Annotated in this window: 15 protein-coding genes and 1 riboswitch; of the genes, 2 read left to right on the top strand and 13 right to left on the bottom strand. The window is 31.0% G+C overall.

What is annotated here, in order from left to right; genetic code table 11:
* Positions 1–291 precede the first annotated feature (291 nt).
* The 9 genes from B5D41_RS03410 to B5D41_RS03370 form a co-directional block, all read right to left on the bottom strand.
* A complete protein-coding gene (locus B5D41_RS03410; RefSeq protein ID WP_078809198.1) occupies positions 292–1,563 on the bottom strand; it encodes a HAMP domain-containing protein in 1,272 nt (423 codons plus the stop codon).
* A gap of 220 nt (positions 1,564–1,783) precedes the next feature.
* A complete protein-coding gene (locus tag B5D41_RS03405; protein WP_078809197.1) occupies positions 1,784–3,730 on the bottom strand; it encodes a methyl-accepting chemotaxis protein in 1,947 nt (648 codons plus the stop codon).
* A 298-nt stretch (positions 3,731–4,028) separates the two neighbouring features.
* Positions 4,029–5,243 (bottom strand): HD domain-containing phosphohydrolase, encoded by a 1,215-nt coding sequence (locus B5D41_RS03400; protein ID WP_078809196.1) that lies wholly within the window; start codon positions 5,241–5,243, stop codon positions 4,029–4,031.
* A gap of 85 nt (positions 5,244–5,328) precedes the next feature.
* Positions 5,329–5,434, bottom strand: a riboswitch (cyclic di-GMP riboswitch).
* A gap of 191 nt (positions 5,435–5,625) precedes the next feature.
* Positions 5,626–5,862 carry a glutathione S-transferase family protein gene (locus tag B5D41_RS03395; RefSeq protein ID WP_078809195.1) on the bottom strand — a complete coding sequence of 79 codons (237 nt, stop codon included), beginning with the start codon at positions 5,860–5,862 and terminating at the stop codon, positions 5,626–5,628.
* A gap of 358 nt (positions 5,863–6,220) precedes the next feature.
* Complete coding sequence (locus B5D41_RS03390) at positions 6,221–7,735, bottom strand: glycine betaine uptake BCCT transporter (RefSeq protein ID WP_078809194.1); 1,515 nt, start codon at positions 7,733–7,735, stop codon at positions 6,221–6,223.
* A 271-nt stretch (positions 7,736–8,006) separates the two neighbouring features.
* A complete protein-coding gene (locus B5D41_RS03385) occupies positions 8,007–8,402 on the bottom strand; it encodes a 4Fe-4S dicluster domain-containing protein (RefSeq protein ID WP_078809193.1) in 396 nt (131 codons plus the stop codon).
* A 61-nt stretch (positions 8,403–8,463) separates the two neighbouring features.
* A complete protein-coding gene (locus B5D41_RS03380) occupies positions 8,464–8,769 on the bottom strand; it encodes a hypothetical protein (RefSeq protein WP_078809192.1) in 306 nt (101 codons plus the stop codon).
* 107 nt (positions 8,770–8,876) lie between these two features.
* Positions 8,877–9,149 carry a hypothetical protein gene (locus B5D41_RS03375; protein WP_078809191.1) on the bottom strand — a complete coding sequence of 91 codons (273 nt, stop codon included), beginning with the start codon at positions 9,147–9,149 and terminating at the stop codon, positions 8,877–8,879.
* A gap of 132 nt (positions 9,150–9,281) precedes the next feature.
* Positions 9,282–10,082 carry a hypothetical protein gene (locus B5D41_RS03370; protein ID WP_078809190.1) on the bottom strand — a complete coding sequence of 267 codons (801 nt, stop codon included), beginning with the start codon at positions 10,080–10,082 and terminating at the stop codon, positions 9,282–9,284.
* Positions 10,083–10,339: 257 nt separating this feature from the next.
* Here B5D41_RS03370 and B5D41_RS03365 point away from each other — a divergent pair, with 257 nt between their 5' ends.
* Positions 10,340–11,182 (top strand): carbon-nitrogen hydrolase family protein, encoded by an 843-nt coding sequence (locus tag B5D41_RS03365; protein WP_078809189.1) that lies wholly within the window; start codon positions 10,340–10,342, stop codon positions 11,180–11,182.
* 87 nt (positions 11,183–11,269) lie between these two features.
* Here the strand turns inward: B5D41_RS03365 and ablB are convergent, their stop codons facing one another.
* Both ablB and kamA read right to left on the bottom strand, forming a co-directional pair.
* Positions 11,270–12,142, bottom strand: coding sequence for a putative beta-lysine N-acetyltransferase (ablB, locus tag B5D41_RS03360; protein ID WP_078809188.1), 873 nt, complete (start codon positions 12,140–12,142; stop codon positions 11,270–11,272).
* A gap of 30 nt (positions 12,143–12,172) precedes the next feature.
* Positions 12,173–13,414: a lysine 2,3-aminomutase gene (gene kamA, locus B5D41_RS03355; protein ID WP_078809187.1), complete on the bottom strand. Its 1,242-nt coding sequence runs from the start codon at positions 13,412–13,414 to the stop codon at positions 12,173–12,175.
* A gap of 303 nt (positions 13,415–13,717) precedes the next feature.
* Here kamA and B5D41_RS03350 point away from each other — a divergent pair, with 303 nt between their 5' ends.
* On the top strand, positions 13,718–13,915 hold the full coding sequence (locus B5D41_RS03350) for a DUF1540 domain-containing protein (protein WP_078809186.1): 198 nt from the start codon (positions 13,718–13,720) through the stop codon (positions 13,913–13,915).
* A gap of 48 nt (positions 13,916–13,963) precedes the next feature.
* Here B5D41_RS03350 and thiI read toward each other — a convergent pair whose 3' ends face one another.
* Both thiI and B5D41_RS03340 read right to left on the bottom strand, forming a co-directional pair.
* Complete coding sequence (gene thiI, locus B5D41_RS03345) at positions 13,964–15,139, bottom strand: tRNA uracil 4-sulfurtransferase ThiI (protein WP_078809185.1); 1,176 nt, start codon at positions 15,137–15,139, stop codon at positions 13,964–13,966.
* Between the two features lie 25 nt (positions 15,140–15,164).
* Positions 15,165–16,325, bottom strand: a complete 1,161-nt coding sequence (locus B5D41_RS03340) for a cysteine desulfurase family protein (RefSeq protein ID WP_078809184.1) — start codon at positions 16,323–16,325, stop codon at positions 15,165–15,167.
* Positions 16,326–16,353 lie beyond the last annotated feature (28 nt).

Genomic DNA, 16,353 nt, shown 5'->3' with positions numbered 1-16,353 from the left:
ATATCGGTTGCTTAACAAATATAATTTTATTCTAAATACCACAGTAAAATCAGATACAATTTTAATTGTTTTCCTTAGCTGAAGATTATAAAATATTTTTTAGATCAGTACAAGGATAAAGGCTTTGCCCGTGCTATCGCACGTCCTTGACAGATTTAAAAAATATATTTTGAGTATTTGTAGGGAAAACAAATGAATTATTATTTAAAGTATTGATATATAATTATTATAGATAAGCAGATCATTTATTTTTATGTAAAATTTTGGATAAATAAACAGAGGACAATTTTTTTAGAAAAACCGTGCATTTAACCTTGCAATTCTCATTAAATCAGAAATATCCAAATATTTTTGTAATTTTTCCTTTTCATATTTTAAGGCCTTATTCTTCAAATTTAATTTATGAATCTGACGATGAAGTTTATTCTTCATATCATTAAGCGTTCCAGATAATTCTCCAATCTCATCTCTTCTTTCTATTTTTAATGGCTCAACATTTAAGTTTTCATCAGTAATCTCCCTTGCAAAATTAGTTGCAGCAATTAATGGTTTTGTAAATTTATTAGAAAAGAATATAGATATGACGATTATTATGATAGTTAAAATAAATATAATCCAAAATATTATTTTGTATATATTATCAACTCGCTCAGTTAATTCCTTCTTTTCAATTACTGCTATAAATTTTAAATTTGTTTGAGATGAATTACGAAGATTCATAAAATAATTCTTACCATTCATAACTGCTTCAAAGCTAGCTTGATTAATACTTTCTATATTATTTAATTTATTAACTCCTAATGATTTAATACTCTTGAAATTTAATTCAGCATTCTGAGAATGTGCTAAAATACTCCCTTGATTATTAGTCACAATTACATATCCAGTCTCCCCAATCTTAATATCCTCTATCATTCTTGTTAGACTATCTAAACTAATATCAATTCCTTGGACACCTATAATTCTTCCATTATTATCTTTTACAGTTGTTACTACACTAACATTAGTCGTATCATTAGCAGACCAATAATATGGATCAGTAATTGCTACTTTATCCTTATCCTTCATTGCTCCCTTATAAAAAGGTCTTTTCCTAGGATCATAATTCTTGGTAGAAAGAGAAATAGCAGGCCACTGTACATAGCCTCCAGACTTAGTTCCTAAATACACACTTGAAACTTTAGAATGATTTTTAGCAAAATGAGAAAACACTTCATAAATATCTGCTTCAACCCCGCCTTTCTTTAATGGAGTCAACTGCAACTCTTGTGGTTTAGTCTTGTTCATATAAGTAGTAAGACTCTCATCTGCTTCTTTAACAATAGGGTTTGTTGCTAACATTCTAGTATCTTCTTTAACAGCTTTAAAATATAGACTAATATTTCGATCTACATGTCTAATTTCTCTACTAGTAGCTTTAATAAAATTATTTTTTAGTTCTTCTTTAAACTTATCCATAACTAAATATCCTAAAATAATTACTGGTATTAATGAAACTAATAAAAATATGATAATTAATTTAATTTTAATGCTATTTGTAAAGGCCCCACCTTTTTCATGCATAAAGATACCTATCCTTCCATTATATTTATTTTATTAAATCATAAACTATTATTTAATACCCTAAAAATATCTACTATATATAAAATTTAGATACCATTAGATTAATCCCTTTATTTTTTACCTTTAAATCTATTTTTTCAACAGTATAATACTATTTTTCTTAATTATACATATAAATGGCCAATATATCTTCAAAAAGATATATTGGCCACTAATAAATTTAAATCCTAAATTTTTCAATTAATCCTTGTAACTTTTGTGCCATATTAGCTAATTCTTGAGATGACTTTGTTACTTCCTCTGACATATTATTAATATCCTGCGAAGCATTCATCACCTCATCACTGTTTTCAGCTAAGCCTTGAGTAGATGCCGCTGTTTGTTGAATATGGGCTGATGTTTCTTCAATTGATTCTTTAATTTTAGCAAAAACTTTACCGGTCTCTTTTACTAATTCATTTCTATCTTTAACCTTATCTTCTACTTGTTTTACTGCTTGTAATCCATCTTCCGATTTATCTTGAGTATCCTTAATTAACGTATCAATCTCCTGGGTTGCTTTAGCAGTTTCTTCAGCTAATTCTCTAATTTCCTCAGCTACCACTGCAAATCCTTGACCATGCTCGCCTGCTCTAGCTGCTTCTATTGCTGCATTTAAGGCTAACAGATTAGTCTGTTCTGCTATATTTGTAATTAGTTCTATAATTTTACCTATCTCTTGTGAGTTTGAATCTAACTCATCAATAGAATTTACAGCATTATTTACTGCTTCGTTAACTTCTGTAATACTAGTTAACTCTTCAACTTTGCTACTTCCTATTTCTGCTTGTGAATTTGCTTCTTGTGCTAAGCCAGTTACTTCTTGACTAGTTGCTGAAATCTGCTGTATACTTGCTGTCATTCCTTCAATATTTTGATTACTACTTTCAATTACAGCATTACCTTCTTCTGCTGAAGCAGATAGTTCTTCACTATATGCTGATAGATCTTCAATTGTATTAATTAAATTAGCAATCATATCTTTTAGACTACTCTGCATGTCATTAAGTGCTTGACTTAAGCTACCAATCTCTCCATCTAATTCATTATCAAGTGACTTAATATCCAAATTACCTTTAGCAATCTTTTGTGCAAAATCTGTAGCAGCAATTATTGGTTCTGTAAATCTATTAGAAAAGATTACTGCTATTATTATGATTATAATCGCTGCTATCAAGACTATCCCTAGAACTAATTTATATATATTACTTAATTTACTGGTTAGCTCTGACTTCTTCATAACTGATATAAACTTCCAACCAGTCTCAGGCGATGTATATACATTCATTAAGTAATCCTGTTGATTCATTCTTGTTTCAAAATTACTATTCTTTAATTTTGATATATTATTTAATTTATCTACACCTAACTTCTTTATGCTCTTAAAATTTAACTCTGGACGCTTCGGATGAGCTAAAATAGTCCCATCACCAGTAGTTACAATCATATAACCGGTCTTACCTATTTCTATCTCTTTTACCATATTAGTTAAGCCCTTTAAACTAACATCTAATCCTTGAACACCTATTATTTCTCCTGCTTTGTCTTTAATAGTTGTCACCGTACTTACAATTACTGCATCATCAGCTGCAAAATAATATGGTTCTGTTCTAACTACTTCACCTTTATTCTCCATGGCAGTCTTATAAAAAGGCCTCTCCCTTGGATCATAATTCTTCATAAGAGAATTAGCAGGCCACTGAATATATCCTCCATTTTTAGTGGCCATATATACATATGCTGATTTAGGATGAGTTTTAGCAAAATGAAGAAACTTTTTATAAATCTTAGCTTCAACACCTCCATTCTGTAATGGAGTCATATTTAATTCTTCTTCAGTCGTTTTATTCATATAAGTAGTTATTGTCTCATCTGCCTGTTTGATAAAATTATTACTTGCTAGCATTTGACAATTCTCTTTAACAGTTTCAAAATATAGATTAATAGCATTATCTACTTGTCTAATTTCTTTAGTGGTAGATTGGACAAAATTCTCTTTTAATACAGATTCTATTTTGTTAATTCCTAAATAACTTAATATAATTACAGGCACTAAAGAAATTAATAGTAATAAAGTAATCAACTTATTCCTAAGACTATTATTAAAAAATGACATTATTCTTTTCATATATTATCCCCCTATAGAAAATTATAAGTCTCCCCTTGCAAAATAAAGCTAATATCTTAATATTAAGATATTAGCTTTATGCTTTTAAACTTCAAAATCTTCAACTATTTTCTGTAATTCCTGAATAGAAGAAGCTTTTTGTTGAATATGAGATGCTGTAACCTTTATATCCCTCCCCCTTAACTTAAGCAACCCTATTATTCTAAACGCGATGATTATATAATCTTGATTAGTGTAATGGCTTAAAAGAAAGCCCTAAAAAATAGGACTTAATAAATTATAAAAAATTAATATAAATTTATAAAGCAATATTAAAAATATCTTTATTGTCTAAAGCTTTAATAAACACCTTGACTAACTCAGGGTCAAATTGACTCCCAGCACAAGCCTTTAATTCACAAACTGCTTCATTTTTGGAAAATGGATTTCTATAAGGTCTTTTAGACGTCATCGCTTCAAACGCATCAGCAACAGCAATGATTCTTGCTATTATAGATAATTCACTTCCTTGGAGCTTATCAGGATAACCATTTCCGTTAAAATACTCATGATGATGGCGAACTCCCAATATTATTTCATCACTTAAATCGACTTGTTTTAATAAATTAGCTCCAATTATTGGATGCTTTTGTACTTCCTTATACTCCTGGTCAGTCAATGAAGTAGGTTTATTTAAAATATTATCAGAAATACCTACTTTCCCTATATCATGTAATAACGCAGCGTATCTTAAATTATACATAGACTTTTCATCTAAACCAAGCTCTATACCGATTGCTTTTGAATACATTGCCACATCTTTACTATGTTTTGAAGTATATAAATGTTTTAATTCAATTATCTTTGAAAAAGTATCGACTAAATTAGAGTTTGAGTCAACTACTAATTTACGTCTATTTAATATTAACTGGTTTTCAATAGCTTTAGTCGTAGATATTATTAACCCTAAACTATATGAATTAGAATTGGATAATGGAGTTATCAAGCTTAAAACTCCTTCAATCTGATTATCATCATTGTGTATTGGAGAGCCATAACAATTCCAATTATGAAATGATCTATTATAATGTTCTGGTCCTTCAATCTTGATTGGTTTTTGTAATCTAATACTACAATCAACACAGTTATTTCCCATTTCTACTTCCGAAACTTGTACCCCTTCAGTAATATCTAATTCATTTAAATGTTCCTGCATTTCTTGATTACCTGCTATTTCTATAAGATAACCTTCACTATCAGCTAATATTAATAATGATTTTGAATAATCTATTTGAGAAAATAACTGCTTCATTAAAGGCTTAGCAGCTTTAATTAATTCTCTATTATTATCCTTTAACCCATTTAGATCTTTAGTAAGTAACTGCTGTACATTTAACCCATCAATAGGAGCACCTAACTCCTCACACCGTTGCCATGCCTTTAAAACCGTCTCCCTAACCGTGATACTTACCTTCTGTCCTGATGTGAATTCTTTCCAAGCTAAAAATGTCCTCTTCAGATCATTACCATTCATAATACATTTCCCCTTAAACCTTTTTAAATTAAAAAACCCTATTCCTCATAGAAGAATAGGGCTATCCCTGATAACCTTTATTACCTTCGGTAGCTTAACGATCATAGCATGATATTATTAATAGTCAAATACCATACCTTAGATTTAGAGCTTTGCGACCTCACCTTTCAATAAGTGTGCCTTTTTCGAGGAAAAATGCTAATAATATTCTTTGTTTTTATAATAAACACAAAATTTAACTATTTACAACATATTATATCTTCTTCCATATTTAATGTCAAGGGGACATTTGTCCATAATATACTATAATATACCAGTATTCCAAATAGTTATTGTAAAAATCATACAATGAAATTAATCATTAAAATATATTTATTATTAATTAATTACCATACTGCTCATCTAAATATTCAACTATTCTACTAGAGTCATATACTACAGTCCCATCATTATCTTCTAAAACTGGTACTAGAATTTGACCAGTTAACTCTTTTACCTTTGTTCTCTTATCTCTATCTCTAGGAGTTTCTATAGTTTCATAATCTAACCCTAGCTCATCTAGTTTATTTCTCACCTTTATACAGAATGGACATGTTTCAAATTGATATAATTTCATCATCATTCCTCTCCTCCTTATGTAGTATAATTTAAATATCTTTTTTATTTTATTCCCTCTTTTATATAATACTATAAATTTTTTTAATCTCCTATTAAAAAACCAAAATATTAATATCTTATGATAAGAACACAAAAAGGTCATATTGAACAAATCATCTTATATATTAATCAGTTATTTTAAATATAATGCAGAAATTATACTATAATATTAACTATTATTTTCCATTGTATAATCATGTTTAATTTATAATCATGATTGACATTTAAATGTAACTATGCTATTATAAGTATAAAATATAAAACCCAAGTATTAGCTAGCTTTATAAACTACCTAATACTCGGGGAGCTATTAAATATATTTAGTTAACAACTTCTTCATTTCTAAGAGCTTTAATTAAAGAAACCATACCAAATATCATTACAAATACAAATGGAAAGGCAGCTGCTATCGAAGCTGTCTGTAACATAGATAAGCCACCAGCTAACATAAGTGCTAAAGCTAATGAGGATTGAATTGCCCCCCAAATTAATTTTCTTTTGGTAGTTGGGTTTAAATCTCCATTAGATGACATCATACCTAACACAAATGTAGCGGAATCAGCAGATGTAATGAAGAAAGTACAGAGTAAACAGATTGCTATAAATGATATTAAACTACCTAAAGGATAATTTTGCATAACAACGAAAAAAGCTGTTGGAGTTGATTCTATAGCTTTACTGGCAATTCCTGTCCCTAAATTAATACCTAGAGAACCGAATGTAGCAAACCAAATAAATGATGCTAGTGTAGGAGCTAATAGAACTCCTCCGACGAATTCTCTTATGGTCCTACCTCTTGAGATACGTGCTATAAAGGTGCCTACAAATGGAGCCCAAGCAATCCACCAAGCCCAATAAAAGATAGTCCAGCTGCCATACCAGCTACTATCACTAAATGCTCCAATTTGTAAACTATCTTTAATAAATGAATTTAAATAAGCACCTACCCCTTCAGTAAATGCATTGATAATCAATACGGTAGGACCAATAATAATTGCTGCCACTACTAAAAGAACAGCTAAGGTTATGTTCGTATTTGATAAAATCTTAATACCTTTATCTAATCCACTAACTGCTGAAATCATAAATAAAAGAGTTACTACAGCTACAATGATTATCTGTACTAAACCAGTCTCTGGTATACCAAACAAATGATTAAGTCCACTATTGATTTGTAAAGTACCTAAACCTAAAGAAGTTGCTACTCCTGCTACAGTTGCAAAGATAGCTAGAATATCAATAAACTTACCAATACTCCCTGAGGCTCTCTCCTCTCCAATTAACGGAATAAATATACTACTAGTCAACCCTGGCTTACCTTTTCTAAACTGCATATAAGCTAAAGCTAACGCAAAAACACTATAATTAGCCCAAGGGTGTAATCCCCAATGAAAAAAGGATTTTTTTATTGCAAAATTTGCAGCAGCTGTTGTTCCTCCTTGAGCACCTAAAGGCGCCATATAATGATTTAAAGGTTCTGCAACTCCCCAAAAAACAAGTCCAATTCCCATACCTGCACTAAATAACATAGCAAACCAAGAAATTATGCTATATTCAGGCTCTGCATCATCTGGCCCTAATTTAATACTGCCATATTTACTAAAAGCAATCCAGATCGAAAAAACCACAAATGAAAACATAGAAGTTAAATAAAACCAACCAAATTTACTTACTAAGAAGTTAAAGATTGAATTTGCCGTATTTTCAAAATTTTCTGGCATTAATAAACCCCAAAAGACTATAGCAAATACAATACCCAATGAAATATAAAATACTTGATTCGATTCTTTCTTATTATCTCCTAATCGATCAATATCTTCTTTTTGTACTGTCATGTAGATATTCCCCTCCTTGGTTTTACTGACTTCTCTACTTCTCTAACTGATAACAGTAACTAAATTTAAATTAATTAACACCCCCAGTTTAAACTTTAAAGTACTCCTAGTAATATATTATTATAAATGTGATTATTTGTCAACCATGTTTATTTATTAATTATGATTATTTAATAAACTTGATTATAGAGTATGTACATAATAAAAAACCTAAGACTCCAATAAGGAACCTTAGGCAATAAGTACATAATATAGGTATAGTTATTATAATTTATTGATCTTGATCATTTTTTCTCTTAGGACAGTGAGCTTTCTTTTCAAATCTTCTATTAATTCGAGAGGTATTCGGTTCAACTCCTTTTTCTCTAGCCATTTTTCGCAGAACTTGCATTATCTTTTTCATATTTATTCCTGAAGGACATTTTACTTCACATTTATCACAAGTTCCACACATCCAAATAGCTCTACTATTTAATACTTTATCTTCTAAACCATCAATTATTTGTTCAATTATCTGTCTAGGCGTATAGTCAAACCTATCACTCTCTTGACACATCCCCCCACACTTATAACATTGTAAACAATTACGTAATGTACTATTACTTCCTTCTTCTACTCGTTTTAATAAATTATTATTCATAGTATCGGTATCAAGTTTATATAACATTCTTTCTCCCCCCTCCCTTCTTTAAAATCAGGATCTGCTTCTTCTTTAATACTAGTTAACTTCATTTTTGGGTAGCTATCTTTACTCCTTCTAAAGGTCTTTCAACATTTTCTGCAATTCTATCTTTAAGTTTATATAATAAAGCACCTATATGAAAGATATCACTTTCACCTTTATACTCACGCCCCATCATATTTAGCATCATGTTAACACTTTCTCGCACTTCTTCATTCCCGTTCATGAAATGACCAAACTCATTTAAAAATGTCCAACAACCATTGCAGACTGCACAAATATCTAAGCCTTCTTCTTCAGCTAAAGAAATATTTCTAGCTACAGCCGGCATAGAAGCTGTCGGTGATGCCACATTAGCAAAGGTTACAAACCCTCCTCAACATGTTTGATCTTCAGATTCAACAAGTTCTACCCCTAACTTACTTAAGACATCCCGTGTACAAGATTCAATACAATACGTTATTTATTAATTCTCTTAAAGCCATTATTAAGACATTTCCCTCTACATCCTGTAGCAATAACTCTACCGGTTTGTGGATCTTCTAAAAAAGAATCTGAATACTTGCACTTATCACAATATTCCAGATTTAAGATATAATTAACTCCACCACATTCCGGACATAGATACTCTTTAACATTTGGAGGGGTTTTAGATTCACCTTCAACAATTACGTCAATAAATTTAGGTCGTAATTTTTCAATTAATACACCACAACTTTTACATTGAAACAATTCGCCCATCTCCTTTCCTGTTCCCTGCGGGAGGGGGTTGAGTAGTTAGAAAATATTCCATCTATATAATTTTGTTTTCCAAATTTATTATAACTTATATTTTTTATGCTGTCTGTGATATAAATCAAGCTTTTAATCTATTTTAAGTTGATAGTTATAAAAATTGTAAGTTAAGCTATTCCGTGAATCTGGCATTACACTTTCCATACGTACCTTTTCTAATACTTTTAGTCCTTTTACATCTTGATAATTAATACTTGCATTTAATTGCATTGATTCATTATTCAAATGCGTTTGATAGCCTTTAAGCAGTAATCCTTGTTCTGTTATTATAAATTCAGGAATGATTTTTAATTTTGTATCATCAGTGGTTATTAAAACTTCTGTTATACGTAGCTCTTTATTTAACAAAGCCGTAGCTTCTGCTTTTAATTCATGAATAGTAATCTCATATCCATCTTTAGTCTTCTTAATATCATACTTTTGACTATTCTCTTCAAATACTGGTTCAACAACAAATCCTCTCCAAATACTAATAAAACTAATAATAGATTGTTTAGTACCAAGAATCATCTTCTTAAACCCTATATCAAAATTTAGATTACCAGTACTTTTATATGTAGAATTATCTATTCCAAATTTACCATTATCATAATTTAAATAGAATTCTAAATCATTAACTGCTTTCTTTGTTGAATCATCAAATCGCCCTTGTAAGGTAATTACCTTTTTTAAATCAGCAATAACATTATTCGTAAACGTACAATTATATTTTTGTAACCCTAATCTTCGCAAGCTATAATAATTATAATTAATTTTTTGAAGAATTTGTTGATTTTCATTGGCATAAACCAACGAAGAATAGCCCCCAACAAATATAAATGTTAATAAACCTAAAAAGACTAAATAAATCATTATTTTTTTAAAATTCACGTTATTTCCCCCTTATATTTTTATTCCATTGCCAAAACATAATTTGTCTTTTATCTCTTCCATTAGTTAGAATATGTCTCTTAATCAACTTTTATCGTAATAATGACGATAAATATTTTTTATAATTCAATCATAATAATTACTTATTCCAATAAGTAATTATTGCTCATAAATATTGGTTTGATTTTTTGAATAGATTTAAGATATAATACTTTTAATAAAATTATTATTTAAATAAAAAAAGAAGGAGGATAAACATGAATAAAAAATTAAAATTAGCAGTATGTCAAAATAAGGTGATAGCTGATAAAGATAAAAACCTTCTAAAAATGAAAAAAATGATAGCCAAAGCAGTTAAGCAAGGCGTTGAACTTATTATATTACCAGAAATGTTCAACTGTCCTTATGATAATCACTATTTTCCGATCTATTCTGAAGAAATACCTGGTGGTAAGACTTATGAATTCCTTTCTAAGCAAGCAAAAGAACATAATATTTATCTAATCGGCGGCTCTATTCCTGAAACTGTCGTAGAAGATAAAGACGAAAAGCTATATAATACTAGTTTGATATTCGGGCCGGATGGTAAATTACTAGATAAGCATCGTAAAATACATCTCTTTGATGTAGATTTAAGTGATGGAGTAACATTTTTAGAATCAAATACATTAAGCTATGGAGAAAAAGTCACAGTTGTTGAAACTGAGCTTATTAATATAGGAGTAGCAATCTGCTATGATTTAAGATTCCCTGAATTGATGAGGTTAATGGTGGATAAAGGAGCAGAAATGATTATAATCCCTGGTGCATTTAATACTGTAACTGGACCTGCTCATTGGGAGACTTTACTTAAAGCTCGAGCAGTCGATAATCAAGTCTTTGTTGTTGGGGCTTCCCCTGCTCGTAACCTTGAAGCTGATTATCATGCATATGGTCATTCTATGATAATTGATCCTTGGGCAGAAAAATTGCATGAAGCAGGTAGTAAAGAGGACGTTATCATTCAAGAAATTGACTTAACTAAGCTTGAAAAGATTAGAGAGGAATTACCACTACTTAAACATCGCCGTAGTGATCTATATAAATTAGAAGAAATTTAGAAATACTTAAAAAATCTATTTAACTGATAAAAGCTCCTAATCCATTTCAGAATTAGGAGCTTAATAACTCATTTATTAAATTACTATCTATTCTATAACTTTACACCAAAGGTTCATATCTTCAAAATCACCAGCAATATGACAATTCTGAATCAATCTACCAGTATATTCATAACCGGCAACTTTAAACACTTTATTCATCCCATAAGAAATAGCTCGCGCAATACTATAAAGAGTATGATAATTTCTTGCTTTTAATTCCTCTTCTAATTCTTCTAATATATAACTTGCATATCCATTACCTCTTTTACTAGGCAAAGTAGCAAAGTCAGTCATTTCAGCATTCTTATATTCTGAGTTCGTTTCCGCTGAAGCAGCAGCTACTAATTGATCATCTTCATAAATCAAGCCATAAATCATGCCTTCCTCTATAGTTTCTCCAATATATTCAGCATCAAAAATAGGAGTAGGATAAGATGTAAATACTTCTTCATATAATTCAGATATATCTTCTGCGTCACTAGAATCAGCTAATTTAAATTTACAATTATTCTCAGGTTTTACTTGAGGTAAAAGAGTCTCTAATTTTTCAATGTCTTTTATAATTTCATCTTCTTCCTCACTTATAATTTGACCCCTCTTTTTATCAGGATAAAATGCCATGAGCATAGCATCTTCATCAATATAAAAATCTTTAATAACCGCTTCTACTTCAAAACCTACATCCATAAATTTCTTGTGATCTTTAGCTCGAATCTTAGCCCAAATTTTACCGTAATCCTTTCTGCTAGCTTCTCCTTTTAATCTCTTACCTAAATTGATTAAATTGCCGCCTGAATACTCCTTAACCACAATTCGTTCATTAAGCGACGAATACTTAACTTTAGCTTCATAACCCTTACCTCTTATAACTTGGTCAATACCATACTTACTTATCGGCTTTAGTGAAGAAATACTCATTTAGCATTCCCCCTTATTATTCCTTGAAATTTAAAGACTAAATTCCTTTGTATCTTCAGAAAGTAATTTTTGGACTCCACTTGGTTCGACTGCTTCACCATTAGCTGCTTTTTCCTTATTTTCTGTGCATACATTACATTCTTCTGGACAGTTATCTTCTTTAATTTCAGGTTCAGTATAAACAACAATATCCCCTTCATAATTCCTTAAAACTGTCTTTCGTCTTGAATTAGAGACTAAATAATTAGGAGTAATTGGAATCTTTCCACCACCACCGGGAGCATCTACTACATAACGTGGTACAGCAAATCCAGAAGTATGACCTATTAAAGATTCTATAATCTCAATTCCCGTAGATACTGATGTTCTAAAGTGTTCAATTCCTCGGGATAAATCACATTGATATAGATAATATGGTCTAATTCGATTTTTAACTAACTCATGCATTAATTCTTTCATCACTAAAGGACAGTCATTAACATTTCTTAATAATACTGTCTGATTACCTAATGGGAAGCCATTATCAGCTAATTTATTTAATGCCTCTTTAGCTCTAGGCGTTACTTCTTTTTTATGATTAAAATGAGTATTAATCCATAGTGGTGAGTACTTCTTTAATCGATTAACTAACTCATCATTGATCCGTTGTGGTAAGACTACTGGTACTCTGCTACCTAATCTCACAATTTCTACATGGGGAATATCTTTTAATTCAGATATAACTTCTTCTAAAATATCTAAATCTAACAAGAGAGGGTCTCCACCTGATAATAAAACATCTCTTATCTGTGGATTATCCTTAATATATTCAATACCCTTCTTGATCTGTTCTAAATCAACTCTACTTTCACCATCTCCTACTTTTCTTTTACGGGTACAGTGACGACAAAACATAGAACATTTATTAGTCACCATTAATAAGACTCTATCTGGATATCGATGGGTAAGACCTGATACAGGTGAATCTTCTTCTTCGTGTAGCGGATCATCCATTTCATATTTAGACTGTTCTAATTCCGCTTTCTGTGGTACAGCTTGTAAACGAATTGGACATAATTCTTGGTCGAAGTCAATTAGTGAGGCATAATACGGAGTAATTGACATTGGAAAGATCTCTCTTGCCTCTTCAATCTGCTTAACTTGTTGGTCGGAGATATTAAATTTCTCCTTTAACTCTCCTGCAGTAGTAATACTATTTGCTAACTGCCATCGCCAATCATCCCATTCTTCCTGTGAACAATCCCATAGATCCGATACGTCTACGTCTTCCACTTTAATTAACCACTCCTTATTTAATTTATTAGTATTGAGCAATAACAGGCTTTCATAAATTAAAGCCCTTTATATTATTAAATAAAAAAATCAAGACTCCTGCAACTTTTCCAAATTAATCCTGGTAAATTTAAAATTGAGCTAATTACGATTAATTTTGTCTATTTTAATATATATTATATTATGTTTTAATACCATTTTGATACATAATCTAGGGGACTTTTCTATTGAGTAGTATGAATAATTGCTAAATATCTGGGAATTATAAAGTTGTATTCCCGGGGATAAGGAGGTGAGATGGTAATGTCTAAAATTGGATGTAATGTTAGCAACTGTTCATATTGGGGGCAGGGCAATGTCTGTCAAGCAGATAAAATCAGTGTTAGTAATGATTCACACTCCGGCAAGGCAGATATGGAAGCTGGTTCTTTAGGTGGTAAAGTAACTTCTAACCATTCTCGTGAAACACAATGTGTTACTTTTAAACCAGCTAATGGATAATAAATAAATTATAAAAAAGGTGGAGGGAATCCCTCCACCTTTTTTATATTAATCAACTTCAACTTTTATAATTTCTGTTTTCTCTATTGCTTCTTCAATTAACTCCTCTATATCACCTAAATCCTCTTCAGCATACTCTACAAATCTCAATTTAGGCTTAGTCTCTGGACTATCAGGTACAAAGAGTGTACAACAATCATCATATGGTCGAATTGAAATCTCATATGTTCCAATATCTTTAGCCCTTCTCTTTATTTCATTCTTATCTAAACCAATCAGTGGTCTAAATACTGGCATGTTAGTAACTGCATTAGTTACATTCATACTATCTAAAGTTTGACTGGCAACTTGACCGATACTCTCTCCTGTAATTAAAGCCTTACCTTCTTCTTGATTAGTAATCTTTTCAGCTATTTTCATCATCATTCTCCGCATAATAATAGTTAATAGCTTCTTCGGACACTTTTCATTAATATCAGTTTGAATATCAGTAAAATGGACTACTCTTAAATTAAGACTACCTCCAGCGTAGGAAGCTAATTCTCTACATAAATCAATTACTTTCTCCTTAGCTCGGTCACTAGTAAACGGTGGACTATGGAAGTAAATCGGTACTAGTTCAACCCCTCTTTTCATAGCCATCCAACCGGCAACCGGGCTATCAATACCACCGGATAGAAGTAATCCCGCTTTTTCACTAGTCCCTACTGGCAGACCTCCTACACCAAGTAGATCATCGGTATAAACATATGCTCGTTTATATCTAACCTCTACATTTAATCTAATCTCAGGATTATGAACATCAACAGTTAAATTTTCTGTATTTCTTAATACATGAGCCCCTAATTCCCGATTAATATCCATAGAATCTAACTCAAAACCTTTATTGATTCTTCGAGTCTCTACTTTAAAAGTCTGCGGTGAACCATCAAGACGCCTTTCTACTAATTCTAACCCCGCTCTTTTAATCTGTTCAAAATCTAATTGAATCGCTTTAGCTGGACTTACTCCTACTATACCAAATACCTTCTGTAGCTTATCAGTTACTAAATCCACATCTGCTTCTGTTTCTACAAAGATCCGGCCATTAGTCTTATAAACATTAATCTCTCCTACTCCTATTAAGCTTTCTTCAATATTTTGTACTAATTTATCTTCAAAAAGATGACGGTTATCGCCTTTAGTTCCAATCTCCCCATATCTAATTAAAATTAAATCTTTCATCTCTCTTCCTCCCAACACCTAATCACTATCCAATAATCTTCCTTAATTTTGGTATAACTTCTATTATTTTTTCAATAGTATAATCAATCTCTGCTTCTGTATTAAATGTAGATAAACTAAATCTAATTGCCCCTTCCATATCCTCCTTAGCTACTCCCATAGCTGTTAAAACATGACTAGGACTAGAACCTTTTGATGAACAGGCTGAACCAGTAGAAACATAAATATTTTTTTCTTCTAGAGCATGTACTATTACTTCGCCTTTTAATCCTTTAAATGAAACATTTAAAATATGCGGCGCCCCATCTTCTAACTTAGGTCCATTAATTTCTACATCATCTAAGTTAGAAGTAATACCATCAGCCAACTTCTTTTTTAATTCTTGCATTTTAGCCACTTTTTCTTCAATCTCATTTGTAGTTAACCTGATAGCTTCACCAAAGCCAACAATACCCGGTACATTCTCAGTACCAGCCCGATGACCATTCTCTTGACCACCACCAGTAATCAGTGACTTTAACCTAGTATCTTTAGCTACATACAAAGCGCCACTTCCTTTTGGACCATGAATCTTATGTCCACTCATAGACATTAAATCAATATCTAATCTACTTAAGTCTACCTCTATCTTATCTAAAGCTTGAACTGAATCCACATGGAAATAAAGATTACTCTCTTTATACTCTTTTACTATCTGCTCTACTTCCTCTATTGGTTGAATAGCTCCTACTTCACTATTCACATACATAATACTAACTAAAATCGTATCCTCTGTAATAGCTTCTTTTAACTCTTCTAAATCCAACACTCCGGTCTCATCTACATCCAGATATGTCACTTCCCAGCCTTCTTTTTCTAAATCCTGAAAAGGATGCAAAACAGAAGAATGTTCTACTTTAGTAGTAATTAAATGATTACCATATCTTTTTAAAGTGTCAATACTACCTTTAATGGCTAAGTTATTAGACTCTGTTCCTCCAGTAGTAAAGACAACCTCTTGCTCATCGGCCCTAATGACCTTGGCAACCTTTCTTCTTGCTTCCTTAAGTAGTTTTTCAGCTTCAATCCCTTTTTGATGTAGAGAAGATGGATTACCATAATTATTAGTCAAAGGTTCCATCATAGCTTTCACTACTTCTTCTTTAGGTTTAGTAGTAGCACTATTATCTAAATATATTTCTTCCATAATAATCATCCTCTTTTCTGATAATTAA

Origin of the sequence: Selenihalanaerobacter shriftii (genome assembly GCF_900167185.1) — a bacterium.
Lineage (GTDB): Bacteria > Bacillota > Halanaerobiia > Halobacteroidales > Acetohalobiaceae > Selenihalanaerobacter > Selenihalanaerobacter shriftii.
The sequence above is the reverse complement of the archived record's forward strand: the minus strand, read 5'-3'. Positions and strand labels throughout refer to the sequence as shown.

What these genes read in the sequence shown, in the direction of transcription:
- B5D41_RS03410 (WP_078809198.1), bottom strand. Translation starts at nt 1,563, where the DNA reads ATGCATGAAAAAGGTGGGGCCTTTACAAATAGCATTAAAATTAAATTA.
- B5D41_RS03405 (WP_078809197.1), bottom strand. Translation starts at nt 3,730, where the DNA reads ATGAAAAGAATAATGTCATTTTTTAATAATAGTCTTAGGAATAAGTTG.
- B5D41_RS03400 (WP_078809196.1), bottom strand. Translation starts at nt 5,243, where the DNA reads ATGAATGGTAATGATCTGAAGAGGACATTTTTAGCTTGGAAAGAATTC.
- B5D41_RS03395 (WP_078809195.1), bottom strand. Translation starts at nt 5,862, where the DNA reads ATGATGAAATTATATCAATTTGAAACATGTCCATTCTGTATAAAGGTG.
- B5D41_RS03390 (WP_078809194.1), bottom strand. Translation starts at nt 7,735, where the DNA reads ATGACAGTACAAAAAGAAGATATTGATCGATTAGGAGATAATAAGAAA.
- B5D41_RS03385 (WP_078809193.1), bottom strand. Translation starts at nt 8,402, where the DNA reads ATGTTATATAAACTTGATACCGATACTATGAATAATAATTTATTAAAA.
- B5D41_RS03365 (WP_078809189.1), top strand. Translation starts at nt 10,340, where the DNA reads ATGAATAAAAAATTAAAATTAGCAGTATGTCAAAATAAGGTGATAGCT.
- ablB (WP_078809188.1), bottom strand. Translation starts at nt 12,142, where the DNA reads ATGAGTATTTCTTCACTAAAGCCGATAAGTAAGTATGGTATTGACCAA.
- B5D41_RS03350 (WP_078809186.1), top strand. Translation starts at nt 13,718, where the DNA reads ATGTCTAAAATTGGATGTAATGTTAGCAACTGTTCATATTGGGGGCAG.
- thiI (WP_078809185.1), bottom strand. Translation starts at nt 15,139, where the DNA reads ATGAAAGATTTAATTTTAATTAGATATGGGGAGATTGGAACTAAAGGC.
- B5D41_RS03340 (WP_078809184.1), bottom strand. Translation starts at nt 16,325, where the DNA reads ATGGAAGAAATATATTTAGATAATAGTGCTACTACTAAACCTAAAGAA.